This window comes from Coprobacter fastidiosus (genome assembly GCF_982245605.1).
In genome coordinates this window covers 38,456-63,854 of record NZ_CEVCIF010000015.1, presented here as the reverse complement: position 1 = coordinate 63,854, position 25,399 = coordinate 38,456, and the positions used below count along the sequence as shown (strand labels likewise).

Here is a 25,399-nt window from a genome sequence, read left to right as displayed (position 1 = left end):
TAAAAATCTATTTCCCCGTTTCAGATTACGAATCTGCTTTGATTCTATAATAAATGATCCTCTCCAAATAACAAGTAGCAAGGAATCTTTTATTAAATAAGAAAAAGAGAGACGTTAATAATATTACTTTGCATAAATTATTTTTTTAGCTATATTTGGATATACCAAACCATCTGTATATGAAACTACCAGACATTAGGTTGATCATCTCTTTTTTTATTTTTTTGTCCATCTTTTACTGTTGCGTACAAAAAGGAACTCCGTTTTCGTTCACTACACCCGAAGAGGAAGAGGTCAGTCTCGTAATTCCTCCGGGATTTGAAGAGCAGCGCACCGCAAGCCCGTGGAAGAAATTGGATAAAGATCTTAAAAACTATTTTTCAGCATACGTTTGCAATGCCGATAATCCCGAGGAAATTATGGAATTGTATTTCAACTTAAGAGAATATTCCGATATTAACACAAAAAAATGGCAGAGAAAACCGGAGAATCGGGAACTATATGATTATATAGAATATCCCGACAGTAATTTTATTTGCGTACTACAAGTCGAATATATATCCGACCCGTATATACTTTCTTTAGGGATAAATAATGGTGTAGATATTCATTATGCCGATCTGTATCTTCAGAAAAATATTTTGGATATTCTACTTTACTTCCCTCATGACAGCCTTATGACCGAACGGGCTAAAACTGTAATGGACGACATTGTAAAAAGCATCAAAATCAAAAAGAAATGAAGCATTATTACCCTACCTTATCCATCGTTATAGGCATATTTCTTTTATCTCTTATCGGTTGTCGGGAAAAAGGAACTCCGTTTTCGTTCACTACGCCCGAAGGAGAAGAGGTCAGTCTTGTAATTCCTCCGGGGTTTGAAGACCAGCGCACCGCAAGCCCATGGAAGAAATTGGATAAAGATCTCAAAAACTATTTTTCAGCATACGTTTGCAATGCCGACAATCCGGATGAAATTATAGAGTTGTATTTTTATTTAGAAGAAGATATCAATAACAGTACAAAAAAATGGCGGAGAAAACCGGAGAATCGAGAGCTGTACGACTATATAGAGTATCCCGACAGTAATTTCATTTGTGTAGCTCGAATCGAATATTTTAACGACCCTTACAGTTTATATTTGTCCGGAGGCGATGATTTCCCTCCGGACAGCCATTCGGCAGACCTTCACCTACAAAAACAGACATTCGATATTTTTATGTGCTTCCTTCATGACAGCCTTATGACCGAACGGGCTAAAACTGTAATGGACGACATTGTAAAAAGCATCAAAATCAAAAAGAAATGAAGCATTATTACCCTACCTTATCCATCGTTATAGGCATATTTCTTTTATCTCTTATCGGTTGTCGGGAAAAAGGAACTCCGTTTTCGTTCACTACGCCCGAAGGAGAAGAGGTCAGTCTTGTAATTCCTCCAGGGTTTGAAGACCAGCGCACCGCAAGCCCGTGGAAGAAATTGGATAAAGATCTTAAAAACTATTTTTCAGCATACGTTTGCAATGCCGATAATCCCGAGGAAATTATGGAATTGTATTTCAACTTAAGAGAATATTCAGACATTAACACAAAAAAATGGCAGAGAAAACCGGAAAATCGGGAACTATATAATTATATAGAATATCCCGACAGTAATTTTATTTGCGTATTACAAGTCGAATATATATCCGACCCGTATATACTTTCTTTAGGAATAAATAATGGTGTAGATATTCATTATGCAATCATGTATCTTCAAAAAAACTCCTTGGATATTCAACTTTATTTTCCTCATGACAGCCTTATGACCGAACGGGCTAAAACTGTGATGGACGACATTGTAAAAAGCATCAGAATCAAATAACCGATTCATTTTTTATATTTATCGCATCATATCATAAAACAGCGTATTTACATTTGCTTTCATAATTCACTTAACTAAAAAAATAATCAGTTTATGAAAGATCGTATTACATGGGTTCCTTCACTACTCACAGGCGAACTTATTCCTAAAAAAACATCTGTTTGGGATCTGGATGACGAGGAAAATGAAGAAAGAAACGACAGAAGACAAGCATCTCTCATGGAAACAACTCCTTACTTCCGCCCTAAAAATTATGAAACAAATATCCGAATTTTCCAACCACCGATCACACCCGGGTCCGTTCTTCCGTATCCGTTTAACCGGATAATGCAAAATGTGGAAAAAAGAATACCTCAAAAGAATCCGACAAAACAAACGCAAACACAATCCGGCAAATTCAGCTTGCCGATAACCGCCCCGAACGCTCCGCGCGACAGCATTTCCGACCCCGATTTCCTTCGCATTATCGAACCATATCTGACTCCAAATCCGACAGGATTAAGTGCGGATACTCTCCGATCGATATCCCGGTCAGATAAAGATATAGAATACGGAACTATTGTCCGACAATACAATACATCCGGCAACGGCCATTCATTCGAATTGAAAGCCGATCCGATCACGAAAGGACAAGCGCCATACGTAAAAAACGGATTCCTTTATCATCCGTGGAACGGTGACATGGATAACCTACCGGATACGGAAACAACGGGCTTTATCCACACACATCCCGGTCCCCGTCCATCCTCTCCTTCTCCGGGAGATATGTGGGTATTCGCAGAGTCCCAAAAAGACCGCAAAAATACAAACAATTCATTGATGATCACTTTTACTCCCGATACCGAATATTACATAACGATAGAAGATCAGAAGAAAATGAAAAAAGCCTTGAATGATGGAGTATTTACATATGCCAACAGAGACTTTCATATAGACCAAAAGAAACGTAAATCTCAAGAACAGAATTTTATACAACGCTATTTAAAAAATGAAGGCTTAAAAGGAGTTTTCGGAATATATCGTCGTTGTTACCGAAACGGAAAACTCGACGGATTTGAAAAAGCAGTGCTGGACGAGAATGGAGAGTATCGTTGGAAGCCGATAAAAGGACAATACAATATTGTTCCTAAAACATCATTTGAATAAGAGCCCGTTTAAATTTTCCGATAAGAAAATATTATCGGGTCAGATTTAGAACCTATCTAAATTTTCCAACAAAAATATGATCAGCTCATCTTTGCGTTTTCTTCCGGTCTTTTTCCCGTTTTCCCTTGTCAGATAACCCGCTATCTTCCTCGTAAAAACAGAAAAATAACCTCGAAAGAAACTTTCAAAACTGACCCGAGTAAAACTTAGACAGCTTCTATATGGATCGACACGATAAAACATATCGAATTTTCCGGCCGAGAGAACAATATATAACCGACTTCACCGATAACAGGAACAAAAAAACCAGAAGCTAATAAATGATAAACAGTTACTAACTTCCGGTTTTTCACCTTCATATCTTACTTATCGATCAAGGACTTCTTTCATACCTCAACTCTAACATGATGAACAATCAATCCCGATTAGAAAAATATTTCATAAATTGTACTCGCTCATAATACGATTGGTCGGGAACATTCTTAAAATTAAGCAATCCTTTAAATTCTCCTATCGTCTTAAACCCCTGACTTTGCATCCACTCTTCAAGAATAGTAAGCATCTGCATAATAATACCGTTTCCATGCTGATATAAGACAGAACAAAGTTCTACAGCCGAAGCCCCTGCCAGCAAAGCTTTAATTACCGCTTCCGGCTCATGAACTCCGGTAGAAGCCGCCAAAGACAAATTCGGAATTTGTCCCGACACGATTCCGATCCATCGCATCGTATTGCTAAAATCAGAAGAACTGCTGAATACCGTTCCAGAGGTAAATTGCATTTTATGTATATCAATATCAGGCTGATAGAAGCGATTGAACAATACCACACCATCTGCATTATTTGCTTTCAGTTGGTTGACGACCGCTACAATATTGCTGAAACGTTGTCCCATTTTTACCGTAACCGGAATTTTCACCGCATTTTTAATCGCTTTCAAAATATCGGTATGCAGCTTTTCATATTCACCGGGTTTCTCGTCTAATACCGTCGCTATTTTTAAAATATTAATCTCTATCGCATCTGCTCCGGCTGCCTCCATATCACGTGCAAAAGATACCCAACTCCCATTATCATAACAATTAATACTGGCAATAATCGGTATCGAACACGAAGCTTTGGCTTCACGTATCAATGTCAGGTATTCCTCTATCCTATGCGACCGCACATAATTTTGCACATAATCATACGCCTCAGGATAATCCGCCGAATGATACAAAACATGATGTGCCTGATCAAGTATCTGCTCCTCAAAAAGAGACTTCAAGACAACAGCTCCTGCTCCGGCCTTTTCAAGATCCTTAATTTTATCTATATTATTTGTTAACCCTGAACTTGCGACAATGAGAGGATTACGCAATGTAAGTCCGGCATATGCAGTCTGTAGTGTTTCCATATAATGGTAAGTTTAGATTTTTAATATACTCTTTCCCCGAAAATACGACTTCCCACGCGTACCAGCGTACTTCCGGCTTTTACCGCCAAAAGATAGTCATCGGACATCCCCATAGAGATTTCACAAAACGAACTATCTTCGGGAAAATAGTCTTTCTTTATTTCATCAAAAAAACTACGGAGTGATAGAAACTCCGATTCTATTTGTTTACAATCATTTGTAAATGTAGCCATTCCCATTACTCCGCAAAACCGCACATGGCGAAGATCTTTCCATGCTCCCGACCGGAGATAGTCACGGCACTCCTCAAAAGAAAAACCGAATTTACTTTCTTCTCGGGCAATGTGTATTTGCAACAAACATGAAACCACACGCCCGACATTTTCCGCCGTCTTATTTATTTCTTGCAGCAATTTAGGACTATCAGCACTATGTATCATAGAAACAAACGGTACGATCTGCTTCACCTTATTCGTTTGCAAATGTCCTATGAAATGCCACTCTATATCCTCCGGCAGAACAGGCTTTTTAGAAAGCAATTCTTGCACTTTACTCTCTCCGAAAAGTCGTTGACCGGCATCATATGCCTCCCGTATCATCTCTACCGGATGAAATTTGGAGACAGCAACCAATCTCACTCCCGAAGGAAGAGTTTGCTTTACCCGCTCTATATTTTCTGCAACAATATTCATATCTAAGATTCTGCAACAGGAGGAAGGTCTTCATCTTCAGCCGCATAGGGATATATATCCATAATAGGCGTTTCGTTAATAGCAGCTATTTCGAAGTCGGCCATAGTACCTTTCATCCCTTCCAACAGGTTTTCCAAAGCTTTCTGCAAGTCTTGTGCCTGCACGAGCATATAACTTGCGGTCCGCTTCTCCGCACCGCTCTTTTCGTCGAGCGTAATAAAATTGACTTTGCATTTAAACCACTTATCGCCCGTCTCATCAAAAAATAACTCGCTGATATTGGCTCTTTTAATATTAGCGACAGAAAAATCGCCCGAAATAAAAGGTGTCATTTCCTTTATAATGCGAGCTTCGGCTTCGGTAAAAGAAAGAGCATCGACCATATAAGGTTCGGTAACTTTCTTCTGCATGCCGTTCTCCATCATTTTATCGTATTTTACTTTACATTCAAACCAAGTACTCATTTTATTTACCTCGTTCATTAATTATTATCTGCAAATACGAGAAAATATCAAAATCTTCTGTATCGTATAGCAAAGATACGATTTTCGATTGAATTTACAGACAGATACAAAAATTAAAGTATCAAGTAAGATTTTTTAATACAGAATCTCTTATATTTGTATAAAATGAAATAAATCGGAATACCCTAATCCGGCAATAATCAAAATTACATTACCCTATCAATTGGATAGCGGAGAACAAACCCTAATGCACATTCATTCCCTTACAGGGCAATTGTTAAAAGCAATACAAATCGATTATAATTTTGACAAAATAGAATTAGATGTATCTGATTTTAACGCAGGAGAATATATTTACGAATATAAAGGCATCAGTAATAAATTTAATGTAAAATAGGACTGTTTAGATACAAAAATCTCATAAAACAACGGAACGACAACTCTGTCGTCCCGTTTCATCACGAATCTCTTCAAACAAAAGACTCAATATTCTATTTTGTCCGCTTTGGTATCCCACATTTCAAAAGCTTTTATCGCCTCCTTCCGCAACAAAGTCTCAGAAGGAAGCTTACGGTCTGCAGGTTTTAATTCAAGCTCATCATAAATAAACGAATCATCAAATCCTATATCCTTAGCATCGGTTTTCGTATTGGCATAATACATTTTATCGAGTCGAGCCCAATAAATCGCACCCAGACACATAGGACAAGGTTCACACGACGTGTATATTTCACAGCCGCTCAAATTGAACCGTCCCAATTTCCCGGCAGCTTCACGTATTGCACTCACCTCAGCATGAGCGGTAGGATCGTTGGATGCCGTTACTCGATTTACTCCTCTTGCAATAATTTTTCCGTCTTTCACAATCACTGCACCGAAAGGACCTCCTCCATTTTTCACATTCTCAATAGAAAGCGCTATCGCTTCCCGCATAAAATCATCTTTTGTCGCCATATTATGATCTTTGTTATTTTGTTTACAACCTGATAAAAAAAGCCCGCAGATCACAAGCAGTGAACAAAGGGCTTTCACAAATATAGTGTTTCTTTTCATGGCAATATATTATTTAACGTAATTTAGAAGCAGGTTAAGAGCCTGCAGAAAACACCTTAACTGTTTTCCAACGAATCGTTTATACTTCCGATGTAATCGAGTAATTCCGTTCTTCCCTGCTTTTTCTCTGAAGAGGTATAAAATACCGGGGGAAGTTCTTCCCAATCTTCAAGCAAACGATTCTTATAAGCCTCGACATTTTCCTTAAAGCGCACAGGCCCTAATTTATCGGCTTTGGTAAACACTATGCAAAAAGGTATTTCGTTCTCTCCGAGCCATTCTAAAAACTCGACATCGATTTTCTGCGGTTCATGTCGGCAGTCTATCAGAACAAACAGACAAGTCATCTCATAACGGTTCAGGATATAGCTCTCTATAATGCTGCGTATTTTTTCTCGCCCTTCTTTACCGCGTTGTGCATATCCGTATCCCGGAAGATCGACCAAATACCAAGCATCATTGATCAGGAAATGGTTGATAAGCTGCGTTTTACCGGGCATAGAGGAAGTCATTGCCAGCCCTTTTTTATTGGTAAGCATGTTGATCAACGACGATTTCCCTACATTAGAACGACCGATAAAGGCATATTCCGGTAAATTTCCCGAAGGACACTTCGTTACATCAGTATTACTTATTATAAAACGTGCACTTTTTATCTCCATAATCATTTTAGTTAATCGACAGTTATTATGACAAATATAAGGATTATCTGCCGATAATCTTGCCCGAATCTAAAAAAAAGGCTATTTTTGAATTACTAAACCTATTACTTTACATGGAAAATTATGATTCTATGAACGATATATCTGTAGAGACCGCATTACAAGACCTGCGATATTTACAACTGCTTTCAAAACAGTTCCCGACCATATCGGACGCATGTACCGAGATCATCAATCTGGAAGCGATTTTGAATTTACCCAAAGGGACTGAGCATTTCTTGACAGACATACACGGAGAATATGAAGCTTTCCAACATGTTCTGAAAAACGCATCTGGCACAGTACGTCGTAAAGTCAACGAGATTTTCGGTCAAACTCTTCGGGAGAGCGAAAAAAAAGAGTTATGTACACTCATTTATTATCCCGATCATAAGTTGGAACTGATTAAATCCCATGAACCGGATATGGGAGACTGGTACAAAATCACGCTTCACCAACTGATCAGAGTATGTCAAAATGTTTCTTCGAAATATACTCGATCAAAGGTAAGAAAAGCTCTCCCTGCAGAATTTTCCTATATCTTACAGGAACTGCTACACGAATCGCAGATAGACCCGAACAAACAAGCTTATGTGAACGGTATCATCTCGTCTATCATATCGACAGGGCGAGCTGATTGTTTTATCATCGCCATGTGCAACCTCATACAACGACTCACGATAGACACATTGCATATCGTAGGCGACATATATGACCGAGGACCGGGGGCTCATATTATCATGGATACATTATGTAATTATCACAATTTCGATATACAATGGGGCAATCACGATATATTATGGATGGGGGCTGCATCGGGTAACATGTGCTGTATCGCCAACGTCGTAAGAATGGCAATGCGTTATGGGAATCTGACTACGATCGAAGACGGGTATGGAATAAACCTGCTGCCACTGGCGACATTCGCCATAGAACGTTATAAAGATGATCCTTGCTCGCTTTTCATGCCCAAAGTAGGAACGGATAACGTACATAGCGAAAAGACCCAAAAACTGATTGCTCAAATGCACAAGGCAATCACAATCATACAGTTTAAACTGGAGGCTCAGCTTATCAAGGCTCATCCCGAATATAATATGGATAACCGACTATTGCTCGATAAGATCGATTATAAGCGGGGAAAGCTGATTCTGAATGGAAAAGAATATCCTTTAACGGACACTTATTTCCCGACTATCGATCCTAAAGATCCTTATAAACTTACCGATGAAGAGCAAGAACTGATGCGTCGATTACGTTACTCTTTTGTCAACAGCGAAAAACTGAGAAAACACATGCGATGCCTATTTTCTTACGGAAGCATATATCTGGTACGCAACTCTAATCTGCTGTATCATGCCTCTATACCGTTGAATGCCGATGGATCTTTTAAAGAGATAACGATACGAGACAAAAAATATAAGGGAAAAGCATTACTCGACCGAATAGATCAGATAATACGAATCGCCTATTTTGATGAAGAGGGTTCTGAAGAGAAAAAATTTGCACGAGATTATATGTGGTATCTCTGGTGCGGAGAAGATGCACCTCCATTCGACAAAGACAAAATGGCGACGTTCGAACGCTACTTTACCGATGATAAAGAGCTTTGGAAAGAGAAAAAGGGATATTATTACACATTAAGAAATGAAGAGCGTGTCTGCGACATGATACTGAAAGAATTTGGAATAAATAATATTCATTCCCATATTATCAACGGACATGTTCCGGTAAAAACGATCAAAGGAGAAAAACCGGTAAAAGCCGGTGGAAAGCTTCTGGTAATCGACGGTGGATTTTCAAAAGCTTACCAACCGGAAACCGGAATCGCAGGCTATACGTTGATTTTTCACTCACGAGGATTACAACTGACACAACACGAGCCTTTTCAGTCGGCACAAAAAGCAATAGAAGAAGGTATCGATATTATTTCGACCAGTTTTATCCTCGAACTCAATTCGCAACGAATGATGGTACGCGACACCGATATAGGAAAAGAGCTCGAAACTCAGATAAAAGATTTGAAAAAATTATTGATCGCTTACCGTAACGGCTTTATTAAAGAAAAATCTTAATTTCGTAACAGAAATATTTTTTAATATCGAATCTCTTTTAAGACTGTTTTCACTTCGGTCATCACAAAAACAGTATTATTCATAGAGAATCAGACAAACACAAAAAACAATATTCAGATGAATCAACCTTACTCTTCCGCATTACTTGAAAATGCGGTAAATGAGTTTGCCAAACTACCGGGTATCGGAAGAAAAACTGCTTTGCGGTTAGTATTACACCTGCTCCGGCAGGAGGAGTTTTCCGTAGAAAATTTCGGAAATGCCATTATAAAACTTCGTAAAGAGATAAAATATTGTCACGTATGTCATAATATTTCCGACTCGGATACTTGCTCATTATGCTCCGACCCCAACCGGGACGATTCTATCATTTGTGTCGTAGAAAACATTAAAGAAGTGATGGTAATTGAAAATACCCATCAATTCAAAGGACGGTATCACGTTTTAGGCGGCGTCATCTCTCCCATGGACGGGATCGGTCCTTCTGATTTGGAAATAGACAGCCTGGTAAAACGGGTATCGGAAGGAGGGATACAGGAAATTATTCTTGCCCTTAGCGCTACGATGGAAGGAGACACGACCAATTTTTATATTTTCAGAAAACTCGCTCCTTACAATATAAAAATTTCCATTTTAGCACGAGGGGTATCGGTTGGTGACGAACTGGAATATACCGATGAGATTACTCTCGGCAGATCTATTATTAACAGAATGCCGTTCAATGAGACATTCAAACCATAAAAAAACGGAATATAAATATACGAAATACCGTCAATAGATCGTTTATATATATTGAATTTATCGCTAAATTAAGGTCCATGAAATTAACATTCTTAGTTCCACCTGTATTAGATCATAATAAACCTGCTGAACGAACTGCGGGGTGCACCCGTATCGTGTATGCAGCACCAAACATATATGAATTGACCGTTGTCGCAATATTAGAACAAGAAGGATATACTCCGATATATAGAGACTTCGTCTATTACAAAACCTCACGAAAAAAATTCGAAAAGTTCCTTAAAGAAGATGACAGCGATATTTATTATATCTGGACTGTAAATCTGTCAATAGAGAACGATTTAATCGCATTATCCCTAATCCGGAAATATCGGCCGAACGCATTTGTCGTATTTATGGGTCCAGGACCTACTTATTTTACAGATCGCTTTTTTACAGATGAAAAAGTAGTTATCGTCAGAGGAGAACCGGAAGTCATTGTAAAAGAATGGACAAATGCTTTACGAGATGGAACAGACTGGAAACTGACCGAAGGTATCTCATACCTGAAAAACGGGAAAATCATACACAACAAATTCCATTTGTTATTAAAAGACTTAGATTCTCTTCCTTTTCCTGCACGCCATCATATTGCAGATCGGGATTATCACAATCCCAAATTAAAAATATCGCCTTATACGACAGCAATCACTTCACGAAACTGTCCTTATCAGTGCATTTACTGCGTACCGAGTTCGTTAACTTTCGCTCGGGAAATAGAGAATCGCCGGGAGTTTAAAAAGAAGCCGTTTATCTCTTTTCGCTCAATAGAGAGTATTGAAAAAGAGATGAAGATATTGCACGAACAAGGATATACTGCCATCGGCTTCATGGACGACAACTTCATTTGGAATGAAGAAAGAACACTGGCAATCTGTAATATTATGCGTAAATACGGCTTTTCATGGGGATGTCAAGCCCGCGTTGATGCGATTACCGACACAATAGCCCGAGCCTTAGGTATGTCGGGCTGCAAATATGTCGATTTAGGCGTAGAATCATTTAACGATGATATTCTCAAATTCATTAAAAAAGGAATTACACAAAAACAGATATATGACGCAATCGGGTATCTGAAAAAATATAATGTTCCGGTCAAGCTGAATATTCTAATCGGGACAAGCCCGTTAGAAACCAAAGAAACTCTTAAGGATACTTTACGGCGAGCAAAAAAACTGAAAGTCGATCAGATTATGTTCAACATCGTATCTCCTTTTCCCGGTACGGAATTTTATGCTATGGCAAAAGAAAACGGATGGATTAAGGGTGGAGAATATGTTCCTACCGATGTTCAACGAGAGTCGATATTAAATTATCCTCATCTTTCATCTCACGAAATGGAAAGGATATTATTCCGAAGCAATTTGAAATATTTCTTTTCATATTATTTTATTTCGACACAACTCAGACGCTTTACTTCAGTCAAAGAATTTTCGTACGCTTTAAGAGCCTTAAAAATAAAATTATTCGGATAATAGTCTTTATGCGGTTATCAATCATCCTCATATCTTGGAATTCTCTGGTACATCTTAAAGAGTGCCTTGCATCTCTTTCATATACACTGCAGAAAGAAGATATCGAGATCATCTGGGTAGATAACGGATCAACAGACGGCGCATCACGATATGTTAAGGAAAACTATCCTCAAATACAGACAGTCACACTTCCCTGTAACCGAGGTGTAGCATATGCCCGTAACCGGGGAATAGAAAAAGCATCGGGCAAATATATTCTGCTCCTCGATGATGACACTATCGCTAACGAGAACGCTATATACGGCATGATTGCTTACATGGACTTTCATCCCGAAACAGGAATCTGCGGTTGCAAGCTGACAAATACACAAAAAGAAACTCAAAAAAGCGATAAGGAATATCCGGGACTCGGTATAAAATTCAAAAATATTTTCTACACTTTTATACGAAGAAAAAATAAAGAGATTTTTCATACAGTTGAATATGAGCCGGAATATTTAATCGGAGCTTGTCAAATGATCCGTCGTGAAGTACTTGATTTGACAGGTCTTTTGGATGAAAATATTTTTTACGGTCCGGAAGATGCAGATTTTTGTATACGAGTACGGAATAATGGCTTCAAAATCGTCTATCTACCCCAATTTTCAATTATCCATCATTGGAAACGGGTAACCAACCGAAAAATTTTTTCAAAATTGGCATGCCGACATATTCAGGCACTCCTCTATTTCTACAAAAAACATCACCGTTATCTTTAAACTGTAAAAAGTATGTCATACCTATCCGGAACAAATATCTATTTACGAGCTATCGAACCCGAAGATCTCGACATTTTATATCAATGGGAAAACGACTCTTCTCTATGGGTTCATGGATGTACATTAGCTCCATTCTCAAAATTCACTCTTCGTGAATATATTCAAAACAGTTGTTACGATATTTATCAGACCCGACAACTACGAATGATGATTACTTTAAAAAAAACGAACGAAACAATCGGAATGGTAGATTTGTTCGAGATCGACCCACATCACGAAAGAGGAGCGGTAGGTATTCTTATAGCGCCGGATCATCAAAGGAAAGGTTTCGGCAATGAAGCTTTGCAACTAATGTGTTCATACGCTTTCGGTTTTTTGCATCTGCACCAACTTTATGCCCACATCCTTCAAGAAAATAAAAACAGTTTGAAACTCTTTTCTGAAAACGGATTCATATCTTGCGGACTTTTTAAAGAATGGGTAAAAACTGAAAACGGATATAAAAACGTAGTTGTCATGCAACGGATCAATTGAGAATAGGCAAACGAGGATATTTGAGCCATGATTTATAATCTTCTCCTAAATCTACGACAGCTTTACGCCAACTCTGTTCCCCATCACCGCAAATACAAAATAAAGGCGATACTTTTTCGGATACGATCCAAAAAATATTGGCAATCTCATCTATTAATTGCCCGGCCTCCCAACCGCTATACCCTAAAAAGAATTTTATATGCCCCTCTACGGTATTTCCACTTCTTATATAAGACAATACCACATCTATATCACCTCCGATATATAATCCTTCAGCTATCTCTATCGATCCGGGTATTAATCGCCCCAATGTATGTATATAAAACAAATGATCGCTCTCCATAGGCCCTCCGCAAAAGACAGGAATCTCCGGAACATTTTCCAAACCGTCGATTACGGTATTCAACATCAGATTGGAAGACTTGTTAAGAACCAGCCCCATACTTCCGATCGTCGGATCATGATCGACCAACAAAACAACCGACCGTTGGAAATATACCTCATTCAGGCATGGTTCTGAAACCAGTAAACAACCGGTATAGGGGTCTTTCAAACTACGGTTCACCTGAAATATTTCCGTTCCTAATCTCATCCGTATTACCAATTAATAATCTAAAGTAAAAAAACTATTCGACAAATCCAAATACTTCTGAAACAAATATTTTCAAATCAGTTATTCCCAACTTCAAAACAAGAAAGAATCAAATAATAAAAGTAATCAAAAACACAACCAAGTATCCTCTCGGGGCGTCTGACTATTCTTGTGGATTTCGCTAAAACTTTGCTCGAATAAAATTAGACAGGTTATTAAATTCCGATTCTCGTTAAAGTTTAAATTTTATAATTATTTACATATTTACTAAAGTTTATTTATCTTAAAAATAATCATTTATGAATTAAAATCTCGTGCAAATCAGAAATTAATTTTATAATTTTGTGAATATGATTTTCTTTATTTATTTTTTATATGCACAAAAGATGACAAATTGCTAATATTTATTGTCATAAAATAGTATTATCGCTAAAAATACAATGTTTTATTCAAGTACATTTTTAGTTAAAACAAGACTTTAAGAAGAGAAGATCAAATTAATAAGTATTGATGATTTTTATAATTCATCGGGCATCACATAGGATTTAAAAGTTTGTTTTTATGAAGATAGAAAAATTTTCAGGAACCGATCCCCAGTTATATAAGCTTGTCGCCCCTTTGGTTATGAGTCCAGGAATCTTGAGACAAAACAACAATTATCCTTTTAAAACTTCAATACACCACATTTGGTTTGTCACGACCGAAAACAATACTGTTCAAGGATTCATTCCGGTCGAAATCAAAGCACACAACGTCACAATAGACAACTATTATATTTCGGGAGATAATGCAAAATTGCTTTCCCAAATGATAGACAAAGTTGTAACCACTTTCGGAGAAGATTATCCGATATATTCCGTTACACATACCCGACACGTAAATATATTTCAGGAGAAAGGTTTTTCTCCAGTCAAAGAATGGAAACTTTATGTAAAAATGGAATGGAAAGGAGATGAAAACAACCCGAAAGAATGTATATGATATGACCCAAGACCGCCTGGAAAAGATCTTTTCCGGATTTGATAATGTCTATGTCTCTTTCTCCGGCGGGAAAGATAGCGGAGTATTATTGAATCTCTGCATCGATTACATTCGGAAACATAAGCTCGATCGGAAACTGACGGTCTTCCATATGGACTATGAGGTACAATATCAGGAAACAATAGAGTACGTAGAACGAGTATTCAAATCTAATGCGGACATTCTGGATGTTTACCGGGTCTGCGTACCGTTCAAAGTTATAACCTGCACCTCTATGTACCAACAATTCTGGCGACCGTGGGACGATACATGCCAAGACATCTGGGTCCGTGAGATGCCTGAAGGTTGTTACCGAAAAGAAGATTTTCCATTTTACACAGAAGACATGTGGGATTATGAGTTCCAATACAAATTCGCTCACTGGTTGCACATCCAAAAAAAAGCGCAACGTACTTGCTGTCTTGTCGGAATACGGACTCAAGAAAGCTATAATCGTTGGCGAACGATATACAGCTCGAAAAATTATCAGAAATATAGAGGTCTGAAATGGACAAGACGGTGTGGAGAATACATCTACAATGCATATCCGATTTATGATTGGCAGACAACAGATGTATGGACTGCAAACGGAAAATTCAAATGGGACTATAACCATCTCTATGATTTGTATTACCAAGCCGGCGTCTCTTTGGAGAAACAACGTGTAGCCAGTCCTTTTCTTTCTCAAGCAATCGGGAGCTTAAAATTATACCGAGCCATCGATCCTGACATGTGGGGACGTATGATAAACCGAGTAAACGGAGTCGGATTTGCGGGGATATATGGCGGTACAACGGCTTTAGGATGGCAGTCTATAAAATTGCCTAAGAATATGACATGGGCAGATTATATGAAATTTTTACTAAGTACACTTCCCGAAGAAACAAGAAACAACTATCTTGAAAAACTATCGGTGAGCGTGGCTTTTTGGAAAAATAAAGGCGGCTGTCTTGCTAATGAAACAATAAAGAAGTTGGAAGATGCCGGTATCTCGATCACTGTCGGAGAAAAAAGCAACTATAAAACTTCGAAGAAACCTGTGAGAATGGATTATCTCGATGACATCGATATTCCTGAATTTAAAGAAATCCCGACTTTTAAACGAATTTGCATTTGCATTTTGAAAAACGACCATTGTTGCAAATACATGGGATTCTCCCCTAATAAACACGAAAAAGAATTAAGGGAAAGTGTCATGAAAAAATACCAATCCTTATTTTAATTATGGAAAAATATCAAAGCCCCGTATATAAAGTTTTGTCCGTTCCGATCGAAAAGATCGTAGCCAATAGTTACAATCCAAATATAGTCGCTCCTCCGGAAATGAAACTTCTGGAGGTTTCGATCTGGGAAGATGGGTACACGATGCCCTGTGTATGTTATTATATCCCCGAACAGGACATTTATGAACTGGTAGATGGATATCACCGATATCAGGTAATGAAAACCTCGAAACGAATTTATGAGCGAGAAGAAGGGAAATTACCGGTTGTCGTAATAGAAAAAGATCTATCTAACCGAATGGCATCTACAATACGCCACAACCGGGCAAGAGGAACCCACAATATTGAATTGATGAGTAATATTGTATCGGAACTCGTAAAAGCCGGTATGTCTGACAACTGGATACAAAAGAATATAGGAATGGATAAAGACGAGTTGTTGCGCCTAAAGCAAATTTCGGGACTGGCAGAATTATTTGCCGATAAAGAATTCAGTTTAGCTAAAGATTGACACTCTTCAATAAATTTTTATTCAAAGGAAAAATGCAAAACGGCCGCCCGTAATACGGACAGCCGTTTTTTGGCCGAAGCAATTTCTTACTTTCTGATGCCAAGCTCTTTAATAATGGCACGATACCGTTCGATATCGACTTTTACTAAATAGTCAAGTAAACGACGACGTTTACCAACCAACATTCTAAGAGCTCTTTCAGTACTATAATCTTTGTGATTTGACTTTAAATGTTCAGTCAAATGAGCAATACGGTATGAAAATAATGCTATCTGCGCTTCTGGTGAGCCAGTATCAGTATTAGACTTTCCGTATTTCTCAAAGATTTCTCTTTTTTTCTCAGAAGTTAAATACATTTTTCTGCGATTTTGTTGTTAATAAATTCTTTGAGGGGGCAAAGGTATAAATTCATTTTTGATTTACCATACTTTTGCAAGCTTTTTTAAATATACGAAAGCTTTTTATTCTGAAAAGATTTTGGAATTTCCCATTTTAGCCTTGTTTGACTCTTTGCCGCATATTTCTTTTATATTATCGGAAAAATCCAAACAGATTCTAAAAACATAAAAAAAATTTTTATGAAAAGAATCGGAACAGTAAATATTAATGACAAAGGAAGAAAACTTAAATTAAAGAGAAACATCATAAAAATTTTTGTCGTACCTTTGCACCACTCAAAATAGATTATATGCAAAAAATCAGAAACATTGCTATCATTGCACATGTCGACCACGGGAAAACAACTCTGGTCGACAAAATGCTTTTGGCCGGACAACTATTTCGCGAGAATCAAAACTCCGGCGAGTTAATACTCGACAATAACGATCTGGAACGTGAACGAGGTATAACAATCCTTTCCAAGAACGTATCGATACGATATAAAGATTACAAGATAAATATTATAGATACTCCGGGACATGCCGATTTTGGGGGAGAAGTCGAACGGGTATTGAATATGGCCGACGGCTGCCTGTTGCTTGTAGATGCCTTTGAAGGCCCAATGCCTCAAACCCGCTTCGTATTGCAGAAAGCAATACAGATGGGGCTGAAACCTATAGTAGTAATCAATAAGGTAGACAAACCTAATTGCCGTCCTGATGAAGTGCAGGAAATGGTATTCGACCTGATGTTCAGTCTCGATGCAACAGAAGACCAGCTCGATTTTCCGACAATTTACGGATCTGCAAAACAAAACTGGATGTCAACCGATTGGAAAAATCGAACAGAAGACATTACCCCCTTATTAGATGCCATTATCGAGAATATTCCCGAACCAGCTTATCTGGAAGGGACACCTCAACTCTTGATAACTTCTTTAGACTACTCGTCCTATGTAGGTCGTATTGCCATAGGACGCGTGCACCGAGGAGAACTACACGAAGGACAAGATGTTGCTTTATGTAAGAAAGATGGTTCTATTTCAAAGCAACGTATTAAGGAATTACATATTTTTGAAGGTTTGGGACGTACCAAAGTGAAATCTGCCCAATCAGGTGAAATTTGTGCACTGATCGGTATCGAAGGTTTTGAGATCGGAGATACGATCGCTGACATTCAAAATCCGGAACCGCTGAAACGAATCGCCATCGACGAACCGACCATGTCGATGACATTTACCAATAATGACTCTCCGTTCTTCGGTAAAGACGGCAAATTCGTTACATCCAGACATATTGCCGAACGACTTGAAAAAGAACTGGATAGAAATCTTGCTTTACGTGTAGAAAAAGCTCCTGAGGATGGAGTATGGACTGTATATGGACGTGGAGTTCTCCATTTATCCATTTTAATCGAAACCATGCGTCGTGAAGGTTACGAACTGCAGGTAGGTCAACCCCAAGTAATCATCCGCGAAATCGACGGTGTAAAATGTGAACCGGTAGAACAATTAACCGTTAACGTACCTGAAGAATATTCCAGCAAGATTATCGATATGGTAACACGCCGCAAAGGAGATCTTCTAAGCATGGATAATCAAGGAGACCGCATACACATGGAATTTTCAATTCCGTCTCGTGGTATCATCGGCCTTCGGAATAATGTATTAACCGCTTCGGCCGGTGAAGCGATCATGGCTCATCGTTTTCTCGAATATCAACCATGGAAAGGCGATATTGACCGCCGTACAAACGGATCGCTGATTGCTATGGAATCAGGAACTGCTTATGCTTACGCAATAGATAAACTGCAAGATCGAGGCAAATTCTTCATCTTTCCGCAAGAAGAAGTATATGCAGGGCAGGTTGTGGGTGAAAATGCCAAAGAGGGCGATATCGTAGTGAATGTAACCAAATCGAAAAAACTCACCAATATGCGTGCTTCAGGAGCTGATGATAAAGCAAAAATTATTCCTCCTGTCGTATTTAGCCTCGAAGAAGCTCTCGAATACATTAAAGAAGATGAATATGTAGAAGTTACTCCGCATCATATTCGTCTCCGAAAAATTATTTTGGATGAGACGGAACGTAAACGAAGCAATAAATAACATATTTAATAAAAATAACGGTTGATCGATTGATCAACCGTTATTTTTATACTCTCTACCGCATCCGCAATCTACAAGATGCTATCTAAATTTTTCGATAAATATATTATCGTGATTTTTAAATCCATATAAATTCTCAACCTACTTTTTCCCAATCATCTCCAATAATCGAGAAACGGCTTTTGCAGGAGACCCCTGTGCAAGCAACTTAACAAACTGACTACCGATGATCGCACCGGAAGCATTCCGACAAGCTGAATCGAATGTTTCCCGGTTAGATATACCGAATCCTATCAGGCGGGGATTACGAAGATTCATCGCAGCTATACGACGGAAATATTCCTGCTTAACTTCATCGAACGACTGCTGCGCACCGGTCGTCGCCGCAGAAGATACCATATAGATAAATCCTTCTGTATTCCGGTCGATAAATCGGATACGTTCTTCGGAAGTTTCAGGGGTAATAAGCATTATTACATTCAGATCATAACGATCTGCTACGGGCTTATACTCTTCAAGATAATCTTTGAACGGCAAGTCCGGGATTATTACTCCATCTACTTCTACTTCATGGCAACTTCGGCAAAAGTTCTCAAAACCATATTGCATTATAGGGTTAAGATACCCCATCAAGATTAACGGAATATCTACTTCGGAACGGATATTTCGAAGCTGCCCGAAGAGTTTACTCAATGACATACCGTTCTGCAAAGCCTTTGCAGCCGCATTCTGAATCACGATTCCATCGGCCATAGGATCTGAAAAAGGGATTCCTATTTCTACCATATCGATTCCCTGACGTTGTAATTCTCCAATAATCTCACGAGTAATATCAAACGCCGGATATCCGGCTGTAAAATAGACCGAAAGAATATCTTTTTCTTTACGGCCAAACAATTGTTGTATTCGATTCATCTCTTTAACTTTGTTATAATTCGGTCTAATTTTTCTATATCTTTTATTCCGGGAGAAACTTCAAAACGGCTGTTCAAATCTACCCCTGCAAATTGCGGATGCCTGAAATCTAAAACTCTCTCTGCATCATTCTCTCCTATACCTCCAGCTATAAGAAAAGGGACGTTTCCCGTATAATGTTGCAATATACCCCAATCGAACGAACACCCTGAACCGCCATAACCTGATGTAGAAGTATCGAACAAGAAAAAATCACAACACCCGTCATATCTCCCGGTAGCCATCAAATCATCTGGAACAGATACAGAAAAGGCTTTAATCACCTGTATTCCTCGTTGCCTCAATGCCTCGCACACAGAAGGGGTTTCACTTCCATGCAACTGCACATGCGTAAGTCCGTATCGAATTACCGTATCTTCGATCACACACAATTCTTCATTTACAAAAACCCCTACTCGTCCTGCAGATCGTGGCAGGTACTCAGGCAAGGAATTTACATAACGAGGAGAACGGGGATAAAAAATAAAACCTATGAGATCGACCGACAGATTCTCCACCAACCGAATATTCTCCCCATCACGCATACCACATACTTTAACCAACATCTTCTCCACCGTTTAACTGCTTCACAAACTGGCTCAAGGCTGCACCGGGTCGAACCTCTTTCATAAAATTCTCTCCCATTAAAAATCCTCTGAATCCCACCCGACGCAAAGCTCTAACCGTATCGGGGGAAGAAATCCCGCTTTCCGATATGCAGATTTTATCCGAAGGCAAATATCTGACCATATCGAACGAGTGTTCCACCCGAGTTTCAAAGGTCGTCAAATCACGATTGTTAACTCCTATCATATCAGCTCCGGTATCCAAATAGTCGAGTTCTTTTTCTTCATGCAACTCGAGCAAAACTTCCATTCCGAGACTGTGAGCCAAATCAGTAAAACGACGACAAGTCTTCCGATCAAGTACTGCAGCGATGAGCAATACGGCATCCGCACCTATCGCTTTTGCTTGATAAATCTGGTATTCGTCGATTACAAACTCTTTACGTAAAAGAGGTATATCAATACTTTTCCGGACTTTACACAAATCGGCAACCGTTCCTCCAAAATAAGTATAATCAGTCAATATAGAAGATGCAGATGCTCCACCCCGTTGATAATCAAGCACAACTCTTTCGACATCGGCATCCCGATGTATCCACCCTTTTGAAGGAGAACGACGTTTAAACTCAGCTATTATACCTGAAGAAGATTCTGACAATGCACGGCTCAGGGAAACAGTACTGCGCATCATTTGTTCGCTTCCTAAAAGCATATCCACAGTATAGGCTTCTTTATGTCGCTGCACTTCGATTCGCTTATTTGCAACTATTTTATCTAGAATATTCATCTTCGAATCAAGAATTAAGTTCGACAAACATTTTCAATGTCTTTAATGCTCTTCCACTTTCCATAGATTCACGAGCTAAGGCAATACAGTCTGCCAGAGATTTTTCCGGCTCAATTACCCGAATAGCAAACGCTGCATTAGCAATCACACAGTCGGCTTGCGCCGGTGTAGCTTCACCTTGCAATACACGATCAAATATACGAGCAGCTTCATCCGGAGATTTTCCCCCATCGAGATCTTGTTCACAATAACGGTTAAAACCTATACTTTCAGGAGTATAGATCGTCTCAGTAGTAGAAGTCGCAACCTTAAACTCTCCCGTTAATGAAATTTCATCGTATCCATCGAGACCATGCACTACGGCAAAACGAGTATCGCTCCCCTGAAAGACATAATTGTAAAGACGCAATAGCGACAAATTATAAACTCCGAGCAACTGATATTTCGGCAAGGCCGGATTGACCAGCGGACCGAGCATATTGAAAAACGTACGTACTCCCAAAGCTTTACGAACAGAAGCAACGGCTTTCATGGCCGAATTGAAAAGAGGTGCATGCAAATAGGCAATATTACACATATCCATACTCTTACGAAGACGACTCATATCAGAAGTAAATTGTACACCGTGCTGCTCCATAACATTACTTGCCCCGCTTACCGAAGTAGCTCCGTAGTTTCCATGTTTCACAACGGGATAACCTGCTCCTGCTACGACAAAACACGCCGCAGTAGAAATATTGAACGTATTTTTTCCGTCACCTCCAGTACCGACTATATCGATAGGAGCATATTCGGAAAGATCGACCGGAATACGCATTTCGAGTAAAGCATCCCGAAATCCTGTCAGTTCCTCGACTGAGATGTTCCGCATTAAGAATACTGTAATTAAAGAGGCTATCTGCGCATCATTGTACTTACCCTGTACGATATTTTGAAGTATATCCCGAGCTTCGGTTCTCCCAAGATACCGATGTTCGAACAACTTATATAGAATTTGCTTCATTTCCGTTTTTATTTTAATGATAAAGAAAATTGCGAATAATCGTATGCCCTTCAGGTGTTAATACCGATTCGGGATGAAACTGTATGCCACGTACATCATATTTTCTGTGTCGAAGCGCCATGATCTGTCCGGAAGCATCTCTCGCCGTGATCTCGAGCTCTGCCGGAAATCCATCAGGACTGACCACCCAGGAATGATAACGACCTACTTGTATTTCTCGGGGCAATCCCGTAAAAAGCAAGTCGTCCGTAATAATTTCCACAGAAGTCTGCACCCCATGATATACCTCCTTCAGATTTTCCAATACTGCGCCGAAAGCCTCACCAATAGCCTGATGACCGAGACAAACTCCTAAAATACTCTTCGTAGGAGCATAACGTCGTATCAATGGCAACAATAACCCCGCTTCTTCCGGAACGCCAGGACCGGGCGAAAGTATAATTTTATCGAAACGTTCTATTTCGTCAAGCGTAATTTTATCATTCCGACACACCTCGACATCGGTCTCTCCTAACTCGTGCACCAGATGCAATAAATTGTAGGTAAACGAGTCATAATTATCAAATATCAATATCTTTTCCATATCTTCTAATTTTTCAAAGTTACTGCCATATCGATGGCTTTTTTCAAAGCTCCCAACTTATTATTCACTTCTTGCAATTCATTCTCTTCTTTGCTGTGCGCTACAATTCCGCCTCCTGCCTGATACCACAATTCATGGTTACGACTTACAAAAGTACGTATCGTTATCGCTTGATTAAGATCTCCGTTGAATCCGATAAACCCGATACAACCGCCATAAGCACCTCGGTTATGAGGCTCTATCTCAGAAATCAGTTGCATGGCCCGTACTTTAGGAGCACCGGAAAGAGTTCCCGCCGGAAAAGTATCGATAAACGTCCCGACCGGATTAGCTTCCGAATCAAGTTGTCCGCACACTCGAGAAACGAGATGTATCACATGACTATAATACTGAGGTTCTTTATAAAACAGAACATTCACATCATGACAATTCCGGCTGAGATCATTTCTTGCCAGATCGACCAGCATCACATGTTCGGCATTCTCTTTCGGATCGGCAAGAAGCGTTTCGGTAAGCTCCCTGTCTTTGCAAATATCTCCTGTACGTCGGGTCGTTCCGGCAATAGGATCTATGTACGCCTTACCGTTTTCTATCCTGCAATGCGTTTCGGGTGAAGACCCGAATATACGATACCCTCCGAAATCGAAATAAAACAAATAAGGAGACGGATTGATAGAACGCAACGCTCTATACACTTTAAAGTCATCACCCGAAAAAGGCTGGATAAAACGACGAGAAAGAACAATTTGAAAAACATCGCCACGCAAACAATGCTCTATACCTTTACGCACGTTAGCCTTGTGTTGTTCATCGGTAACAGTGCTATATACAGGCGCGGTAAGAAAAAAATTATATGAAGCGAAATTTCTATTTTCGATAACCGACTCCAGTTCGTTAAGAGTAGTGCCCTCTCCTTCAGAAAGCATCTCAACCAAAGTCAATTCATTTTTAAAATGGTTAAATACAATCACCTGTTTATAAAGAATATAAAGCAGATCCGGAGCATCATTGCATTCATCATGGCTCTCTTTTACGGGAATATTCTCGAAATATTTCACAGCGTTGAATGTCGTGTAACCATATAACCCACATACCCGGCTCTCGTCACCGGATACTCTGAATCGGGAGATAAAATCGTTTATAGCCTTTTCTACGGTAAATGATTCATCGATCATCCTCTTTTCTCTGCATCCATCGGGAAATGTCATTGTACAGACTCCGCTGTTTACCCCGATACTCGCCAACGGACAGAGAGCTATAAACGAAAGGCTGTTTTCTCCTGCATGATAGTCGGAACTTTCCATAAGTGCCGACTGAGGATAAATATCACGAACTTTAAGATAGATACTTACAGGCGTATGCAGATCTCCTAATACTTTTTTACTTCGTGTTGTATAATCGAATGTTTTCATCTGACTTTTCATTTATTTTTCATTTCACGAATATAAGTTTCCATATCTTTATCCCCTCTGCCCGAAACGGTAAGCACAACCACATCCTCAGGACGGAAACGAAGTTTTCCGAGAGCTCCCAAAGCATGTGCCGATTCAAGTGCCGGAATAATGCCTTCAAGTCTTGTCAACTCAAATGCGGCGTTTAATGCCTCATCATCATTTATAGCTAAAACCGTTGCACGTTTATTTGTCGCCAAGTTTGCATGGATAGGCCCTATACCGGGATAATCGAGTCCGGCAGAAATAGAATAAGGTTCTTCAATTTGCCCGTCCTGGCTCTGCATAACAAGAGTCTTGCTGCCATGAATAATCCCGATTTTGCCAAGTTGTATAGTAGCTGCGGACATACCAGTATCGATACCCTTTCCTCCGGCCTCCGCAAGAACTATTTTTACCCGATCGTCATTAACATAATGATAAATCGTTCCGGCAGCATTACTGCCGCCACCGACACAGGCAATAAGGTAATCAGGATAATCCCGTCCTTCTTGCAAAGAGAGTTGTTTCCGTATCTCCTCACTAATCACCGACTGCAAGCGGGCTACCATATCGGGATAAGGATGCGGTCCTACTGTAGATCCGATTATATAATAGGTATCCGAAGGATGACAGCACCAGTCTCGTATCGCCTCATTCGTAGCATCTTTTAGCGTCATATTGCCTGATGTCACCGGGTAAACCGTAGCACCGAGCATTTCCATTTTCTGTACATTAATATGCTGCCGCTCGACATCGGTTTTTCCCATATAAACAACACACTCCATATTCATAAGAGCACAAACCGTAGCCGTTGCGACACCGTGTTGTCCCGCTCCGGTCTCGGCAATAATACGTCTCTTACCCATTCGTTTGGCAATCAAGATCTGTCCTATAGTATTATTGATCTTATGTGCTCCGGTATGGTTAAGATCTTCTCGTTTAAGATAGATGCGACAACCATACCGCTCGGATAGCCGAGGGGCAAGATAAAGAGGTGAGGGACGACCGACATAGTCACGCAACAAACCGTCAAACTCGTTTTTGAATGACTCGCTTTGAATAATGGGAAGATAGTTCTTCCTTAACTCCTCTACACATCCATAAAGAATTTCAGGAACGTACGCCCCTCCAAATTCTCCATAATAACCATCATCATTTACTTGATAATCTTTCATATTGTCTTATTTTTTCGTTTTCACTATCTGTTTTCGGGATATAAAAAAAGAGGTTTGCCGTGTTGGCAAACCTCTTTATACGGTATATATTTTTAATTACATAAGGTTGCTTCTCACGACTACGGGAGTT

General features: G+C 39.4%; 28 protein-coding genes and 1 pseudogene. 14 read left to right on the top strand and 15 right to left on the bottom strand.

The genetic code is table 11. The annotated features are described in order from the left end of the window. Nucleotides 1-179: 179 nt before the first annotated feature. The 4 genes from AC0UMU_RS05720 to AC0UMU_RS05705 all read left to right on the top strand — a co-directional run bounded on the left by AC0UMU_RS05720 (nt 180) and on the right by AC0UMU_RS05705 (nt 3,009). On the top strand, nt 180-743 hold the full coding sequence (locus tag AC0UMU_RS05720) for a hypothetical protein (RefSeq protein ID WP_122338138.1): 564 nt from the start codon (nt 180-182) through the stop codon (nt 741-743). Continuing rightward, complete coding sequence (locus AC0UMU_RS05715; RefSeq protein WP_288640138.1) at nt 740-1,309, top strand: hypothetical protein; 570 nt, start codon at nt 740-742, stop codon at nt 1,307-1,309. The genes AC0UMU_RS05720 and AC0UMU_RS05715 overlap by 4 nt, the downstream gene beginning before the upstream one ends. Beyond that, complete coding sequence (locus AC0UMU_RS05710; RefSeq protein ID WP_288640136.1) at nt 1,306-1,863, top strand: hypothetical protein; 558 nt, start codon at nt 1,306-1,308, stop codon at nt 1,861-1,863. Before AC0UMU_RS05715 ends, AC0UMU_RS05710 begins: the two co-directional genes overlap by 4 nt. A gap of 93 nt (nt 1,864-1,956) precedes the next feature. Further along, nucleotides 1,957-3,009 (top strand): hypothetical protein, encoded by a 1,053-nt coding sequence (locus tag AC0UMU_RS05705; protein ID WP_278714613.1) that lies wholly within the window; start codon nt 1,957-1,959, stop codon nt 3,007-3,009. A gap of 206 nt (nt 3,010-3,215) precedes the next feature. Here the strand turns inward: AC0UMU_RS05705 and AC0UMU_RS05700 are convergent, their stop codons facing one another. Genes AC0UMU_RS05700 through AC0UMU_RS05685 form a run of 4 tightly spaced genes read right to left on the bottom strand, consistent with a single transcriptional unit; the run spans nt 3,216 to nt 5,579 of the window. Next, nucleotides 3,216-3,368, bottom strand: a complete 153-nt coding sequence (locus AC0UMU_RS05700; protein ID WP_022601721.1) for a hypothetical protein — start codon at nt 3,366-3,368, stop codon at nt 3,216-3,218. Nucleotides 3,369-3,424: 56 nt separating this feature from the next. Then, complete coding sequence (locus AC0UMU_RS05695; RefSeq protein WP_009318718.1) at nt 3,425-4,405, bottom strand: dihydroorotate dehydrogenase-like protein; 981 nt, start codon at nt 4,403-4,405, stop codon at nt 3,425-3,427. Between the two features lie 20 nt (nt 4,406-4,425). Beyond that, complete coding sequence (locus tag AC0UMU_RS05690; protein WP_009318717.1) at nt 4,426-5,097, bottom strand: YggS family pyridoxal phosphate-dependent enzyme; 672 nt, start codon at nt 5,095-5,097, stop codon at nt 4,426-4,428. 2 nt (nt 5,098-5,099) lie between these two features. Continuing rightward, nucleotides 5,100-5,579 (bottom strand): DUF4494 domain-containing protein, encoded by a 480-nt coding sequence (locus AC0UMU_RS05685; RefSeq protein ID WP_009318714.1) that lies wholly within the window; start codon nt 5,577-5,579, stop codon nt 5,100-5,102. A gap of 175 nt (nt 5,580-5,754) precedes the next feature. Here AC0UMU_RS05685 and AC0UMU_RS05680 point away from each other — a divergent pair. Then, nucleotides 5,755-5,958, top strand: a pseudogene (locus tag AC0UMU_RS05680) (hypothetical protein); the annotation flags it as partial. 86 nt (nt 5,959-6,044) lie between these two features. Here the strand turns inward: AC0UMU_RS05680 and AC0UMU_RS05675 are convergent. Together AC0UMU_RS05675 and yihA are read right to left on the bottom strand one after the other, a co-directional pair. Further along, entirely contained in the window at nt 6,045-6,515 is a 471-nt protein-coding gene (locus tag AC0UMU_RS05675) for a nucleoside deaminase (protein WP_288640165.1), read from the bottom strand. 155 nt (nt 6,516-6,670) lie between these two features. Next, on the bottom strand, nt 6,671-7,276 hold the full coding sequence (gene yihA, locus AC0UMU_RS05670; protein WP_009318712.1) for a ribosome biogenesis GTP-binding protein YihA/YsxC: 606 nt from the start codon (nt 7,274-7,276) through the stop codon (nt 6,671-6,673). A 131-nt stretch (nt 7,277-7,407) separates the two neighbouring features. Between yihA and AC0UMU_RS05665 the strand changes: the two genes are divergently transcribed. The 5 genes from AC0UMU_RS05665 (at nt 7,408) to AC0UMU_RS05645 (ending at nt 12,937) form a co-directional block, all read left to right on the top strand. After that, a complete protein-coding gene (locus AC0UMU_RS05665) occupies nt 7,408-9,390 on the top strand; it encodes a fructose-1,6-bisphosphatase (RefSeq protein WP_288640133.1) in 1,983 nt (660 codons plus the stop codon). 117 nt (nt 9,391-9,507) lie between these two features. Beyond that, nucleotides 9,508-10,131: a recombination mediator RecR gene (gene recR, locus AC0UMU_RS05660; protein WP_009318710.1), complete on the top strand. Its 624-nt coding sequence runs from the start codon at nt 9,508-9,510 to the stop codon at nt 10,129-10,131. A 77-nt stretch (nt 10,132-10,208) separates the two neighbouring features. Further along, a complete protein-coding gene (locus AC0UMU_RS05655; RefSeq protein WP_288640132.1) occupies nt 10,209-11,645 on the top strand; it encodes a B12-binding domain-containing radical SAM protein in 1,437 nt (478 codons plus the stop codon). Nucleotides 11,646-11,653: 8 nt separating this feature from the next. Continuing rightward, entirely contained in the window at nt 11,654-12,403 is a 750-nt protein-coding gene (locus AC0UMU_RS05650; RefSeq protein ID WP_122337915.1) for a glycosyltransferase family 2 protein, read from the top strand. 12 nt (nt 12,404-12,415) lie between these two features. Further along, nucleotides 12,416-12,937: a GNAT family N-acetyltransferase gene (locus AC0UMU_RS05645; RefSeq protein ID WP_022600502.1), complete on the top strand. Its 522-nt coding sequence runs from the start codon at nt 12,416-12,418 to the stop codon at nt 12,935-12,937. Here AC0UMU_RS05645 and AC0UMU_RS05640 read toward each other — a convergent pair. Then, nucleotides 12,930-13,529: a YqgE/AlgH family protein gene (locus tag AC0UMU_RS05640; protein WP_278585101.1), complete on the bottom strand. Its 600-nt coding sequence runs from the start codon at nt 13,527-13,529 to the stop codon at nt 12,930-12,932. The genes AC0UMU_RS05645 and AC0UMU_RS05640 overlap by 8 nt on opposite strands. A 561-nt stretch (nt 13,530-14,090) precedes the next feature. Between AC0UMU_RS05640 and AC0UMU_RS05635 the strand changes: the two genes are divergently transcribed. Genes AC0UMU_RS05635 through AC0UMU_RS05625 form a run of 3 tightly spaced genes read left to right on the top strand, consistent with a single transcriptional unit; the run spans nt 14,091 to nt 16,283 of the window. Beyond that, complete coding sequence (locus tag AC0UMU_RS05635; protein WP_022390319.1) at nt 14,091-14,510, top strand: hypothetical protein; 420 nt, start codon at nt 14,091-14,093, stop codon at nt 14,508-14,510. Further along, nucleotides 14,482-15,771, top strand: coding sequence for a DUF3440 domain-containing protein (locus tag AC0UMU_RS05630; protein WP_278585096.1), 1,290 nt, complete (start codon nt 14,482-14,484; stop codon nt 15,769-15,771). The genes AC0UMU_RS05635 and AC0UMU_RS05630 overlap by 29 nt, the downstream gene beginning before the upstream one ends. Nucleotides 15,772-15,773: 2 nt before the next feature. Further along, entirely contained in the window at nt 15,774-16,283 is a 510-nt protein-coding gene (locus AC0UMU_RS05625; protein WP_009318703.1) for an IbrB-like domain-containing protein, read from the top strand. A gap of 86 nt (nt 16,284-16,369) precedes the next feature. Here the strand turns inward: AC0UMU_RS05625 and rpsO are convergent, their stop codons facing one another. After that, nucleotides 16,370-16,639: a 30S ribosomal protein S15 gene (gene rpsO, locus AC0UMU_RS05620; RefSeq protein WP_009318702.1), complete on the bottom strand. Its 270-nt coding sequence runs from the start codon at nt 16,637-16,639 to the stop codon at nt 16,370-16,372. A gap of 332 nt (nt 16,640-16,971) precedes the next feature. On the opposite strand from rpsO, the gene typA reads away from it, so the two are divergent. Continuing rightward, nucleotides 16,972-18,768 (top strand): translational GTPase TypA, encoded by a 1,797-nt coding sequence (gene typA / locus AC0UMU_RS05615; RefSeq protein WP_122304661.1) that lies wholly within the window; start codon nt 16,972-16,974, stop codon nt 18,766-18,768. A 141-nt stretch (nt 18,769-18,909) separates the two neighbouring features. Here the strand turns inward: typA and trpA are convergent, their stop codons facing one another. Genes trpA through trpB form a run of 7 tightly spaced genes read right to left on the bottom strand, consistent with a single transcriptional unit; the run spans nt 18,910 to nt 25,269 of the window. After that, entirely contained in the window at nt 18,910-19,683 is a 774-nt protein-coding gene (gene trpA, locus AC0UMU_RS05610; RefSeq protein WP_288640126.1) for a tryptophan synthase subunit alpha, read from the bottom strand. After that, nucleotides 19,680-20,288 (bottom strand): phosphoribosylanthranilate isomerase, encoded by a 609-nt coding sequence (locus AC0UMU_RS05605; protein ID WP_122303374.1) that lies wholly within the window; start codon nt 20,286-20,288, stop codon nt 19,680-19,682. Before AC0UMU_RS05605 ends, trpA begins: the two co-directional genes overlap by 4 nt. Next, a complete protein-coding gene (trpC, locus tag AC0UMU_RS05600) occupies nt 20,278-21,075 on the bottom strand; it encodes an indole-3-glycerol phosphate synthase TrpC (protein ID WP_122303373.1) in 798 nt (265 codons plus the stop codon). The genes AC0UMU_RS05605 and trpC overlap by 11 nt, the downstream gene beginning before the upstream one ends. Before the next feature lie 7 nt (nt 21,076-21,082). Next, nucleotides 21,083-22,078, bottom strand: a complete 996-nt coding sequence (trpD, locus tag AC0UMU_RS05595) for an anthranilate phosphoribosyltransferase (protein ID WP_288640125.1) — start codon at nt 22,076-22,078, stop codon at nt 21,083-21,085. Between the two features lie 13 nt (nt 22,079-22,091). Further along, nucleotides 22,092-22,661 carry an anthranilate synthase component II gene (locus tag AC0UMU_RS05590; protein WP_009318696.1) on the bottom strand — a complete coding sequence of 190 codons (570 nt, stop codon included), beginning with the start codon at nt 22,659-22,661 and terminating at the stop codon, nt 22,092-22,094. A gap of 5 nt (nt 22,662-22,666) precedes the next feature. Continuing rightward, nucleotides 22,667-24,073: an anthranilate synthase component I family protein gene (locus AC0UMU_RS05585; protein ID WP_022390327.1), complete on the bottom strand. Its 1,407-nt coding sequence runs from the start codon at nt 24,071-24,073 to the stop codon at nt 22,667-22,669. An 8-nt stretch (nt 24,074-24,081) separates the two neighbouring features. Beyond that, nucleotides 24,082-25,269, bottom strand: a complete 1,188-nt coding sequence (trpB, locus tag AC0UMU_RS05580; RefSeq protein WP_009318694.1) for a tryptophan synthase subunit beta — start codon at nt 25,267-25,269, stop codon at nt 24,082-24,084. Nucleotides 25,270-25,399: the final 130 nt, after the last annotated feature.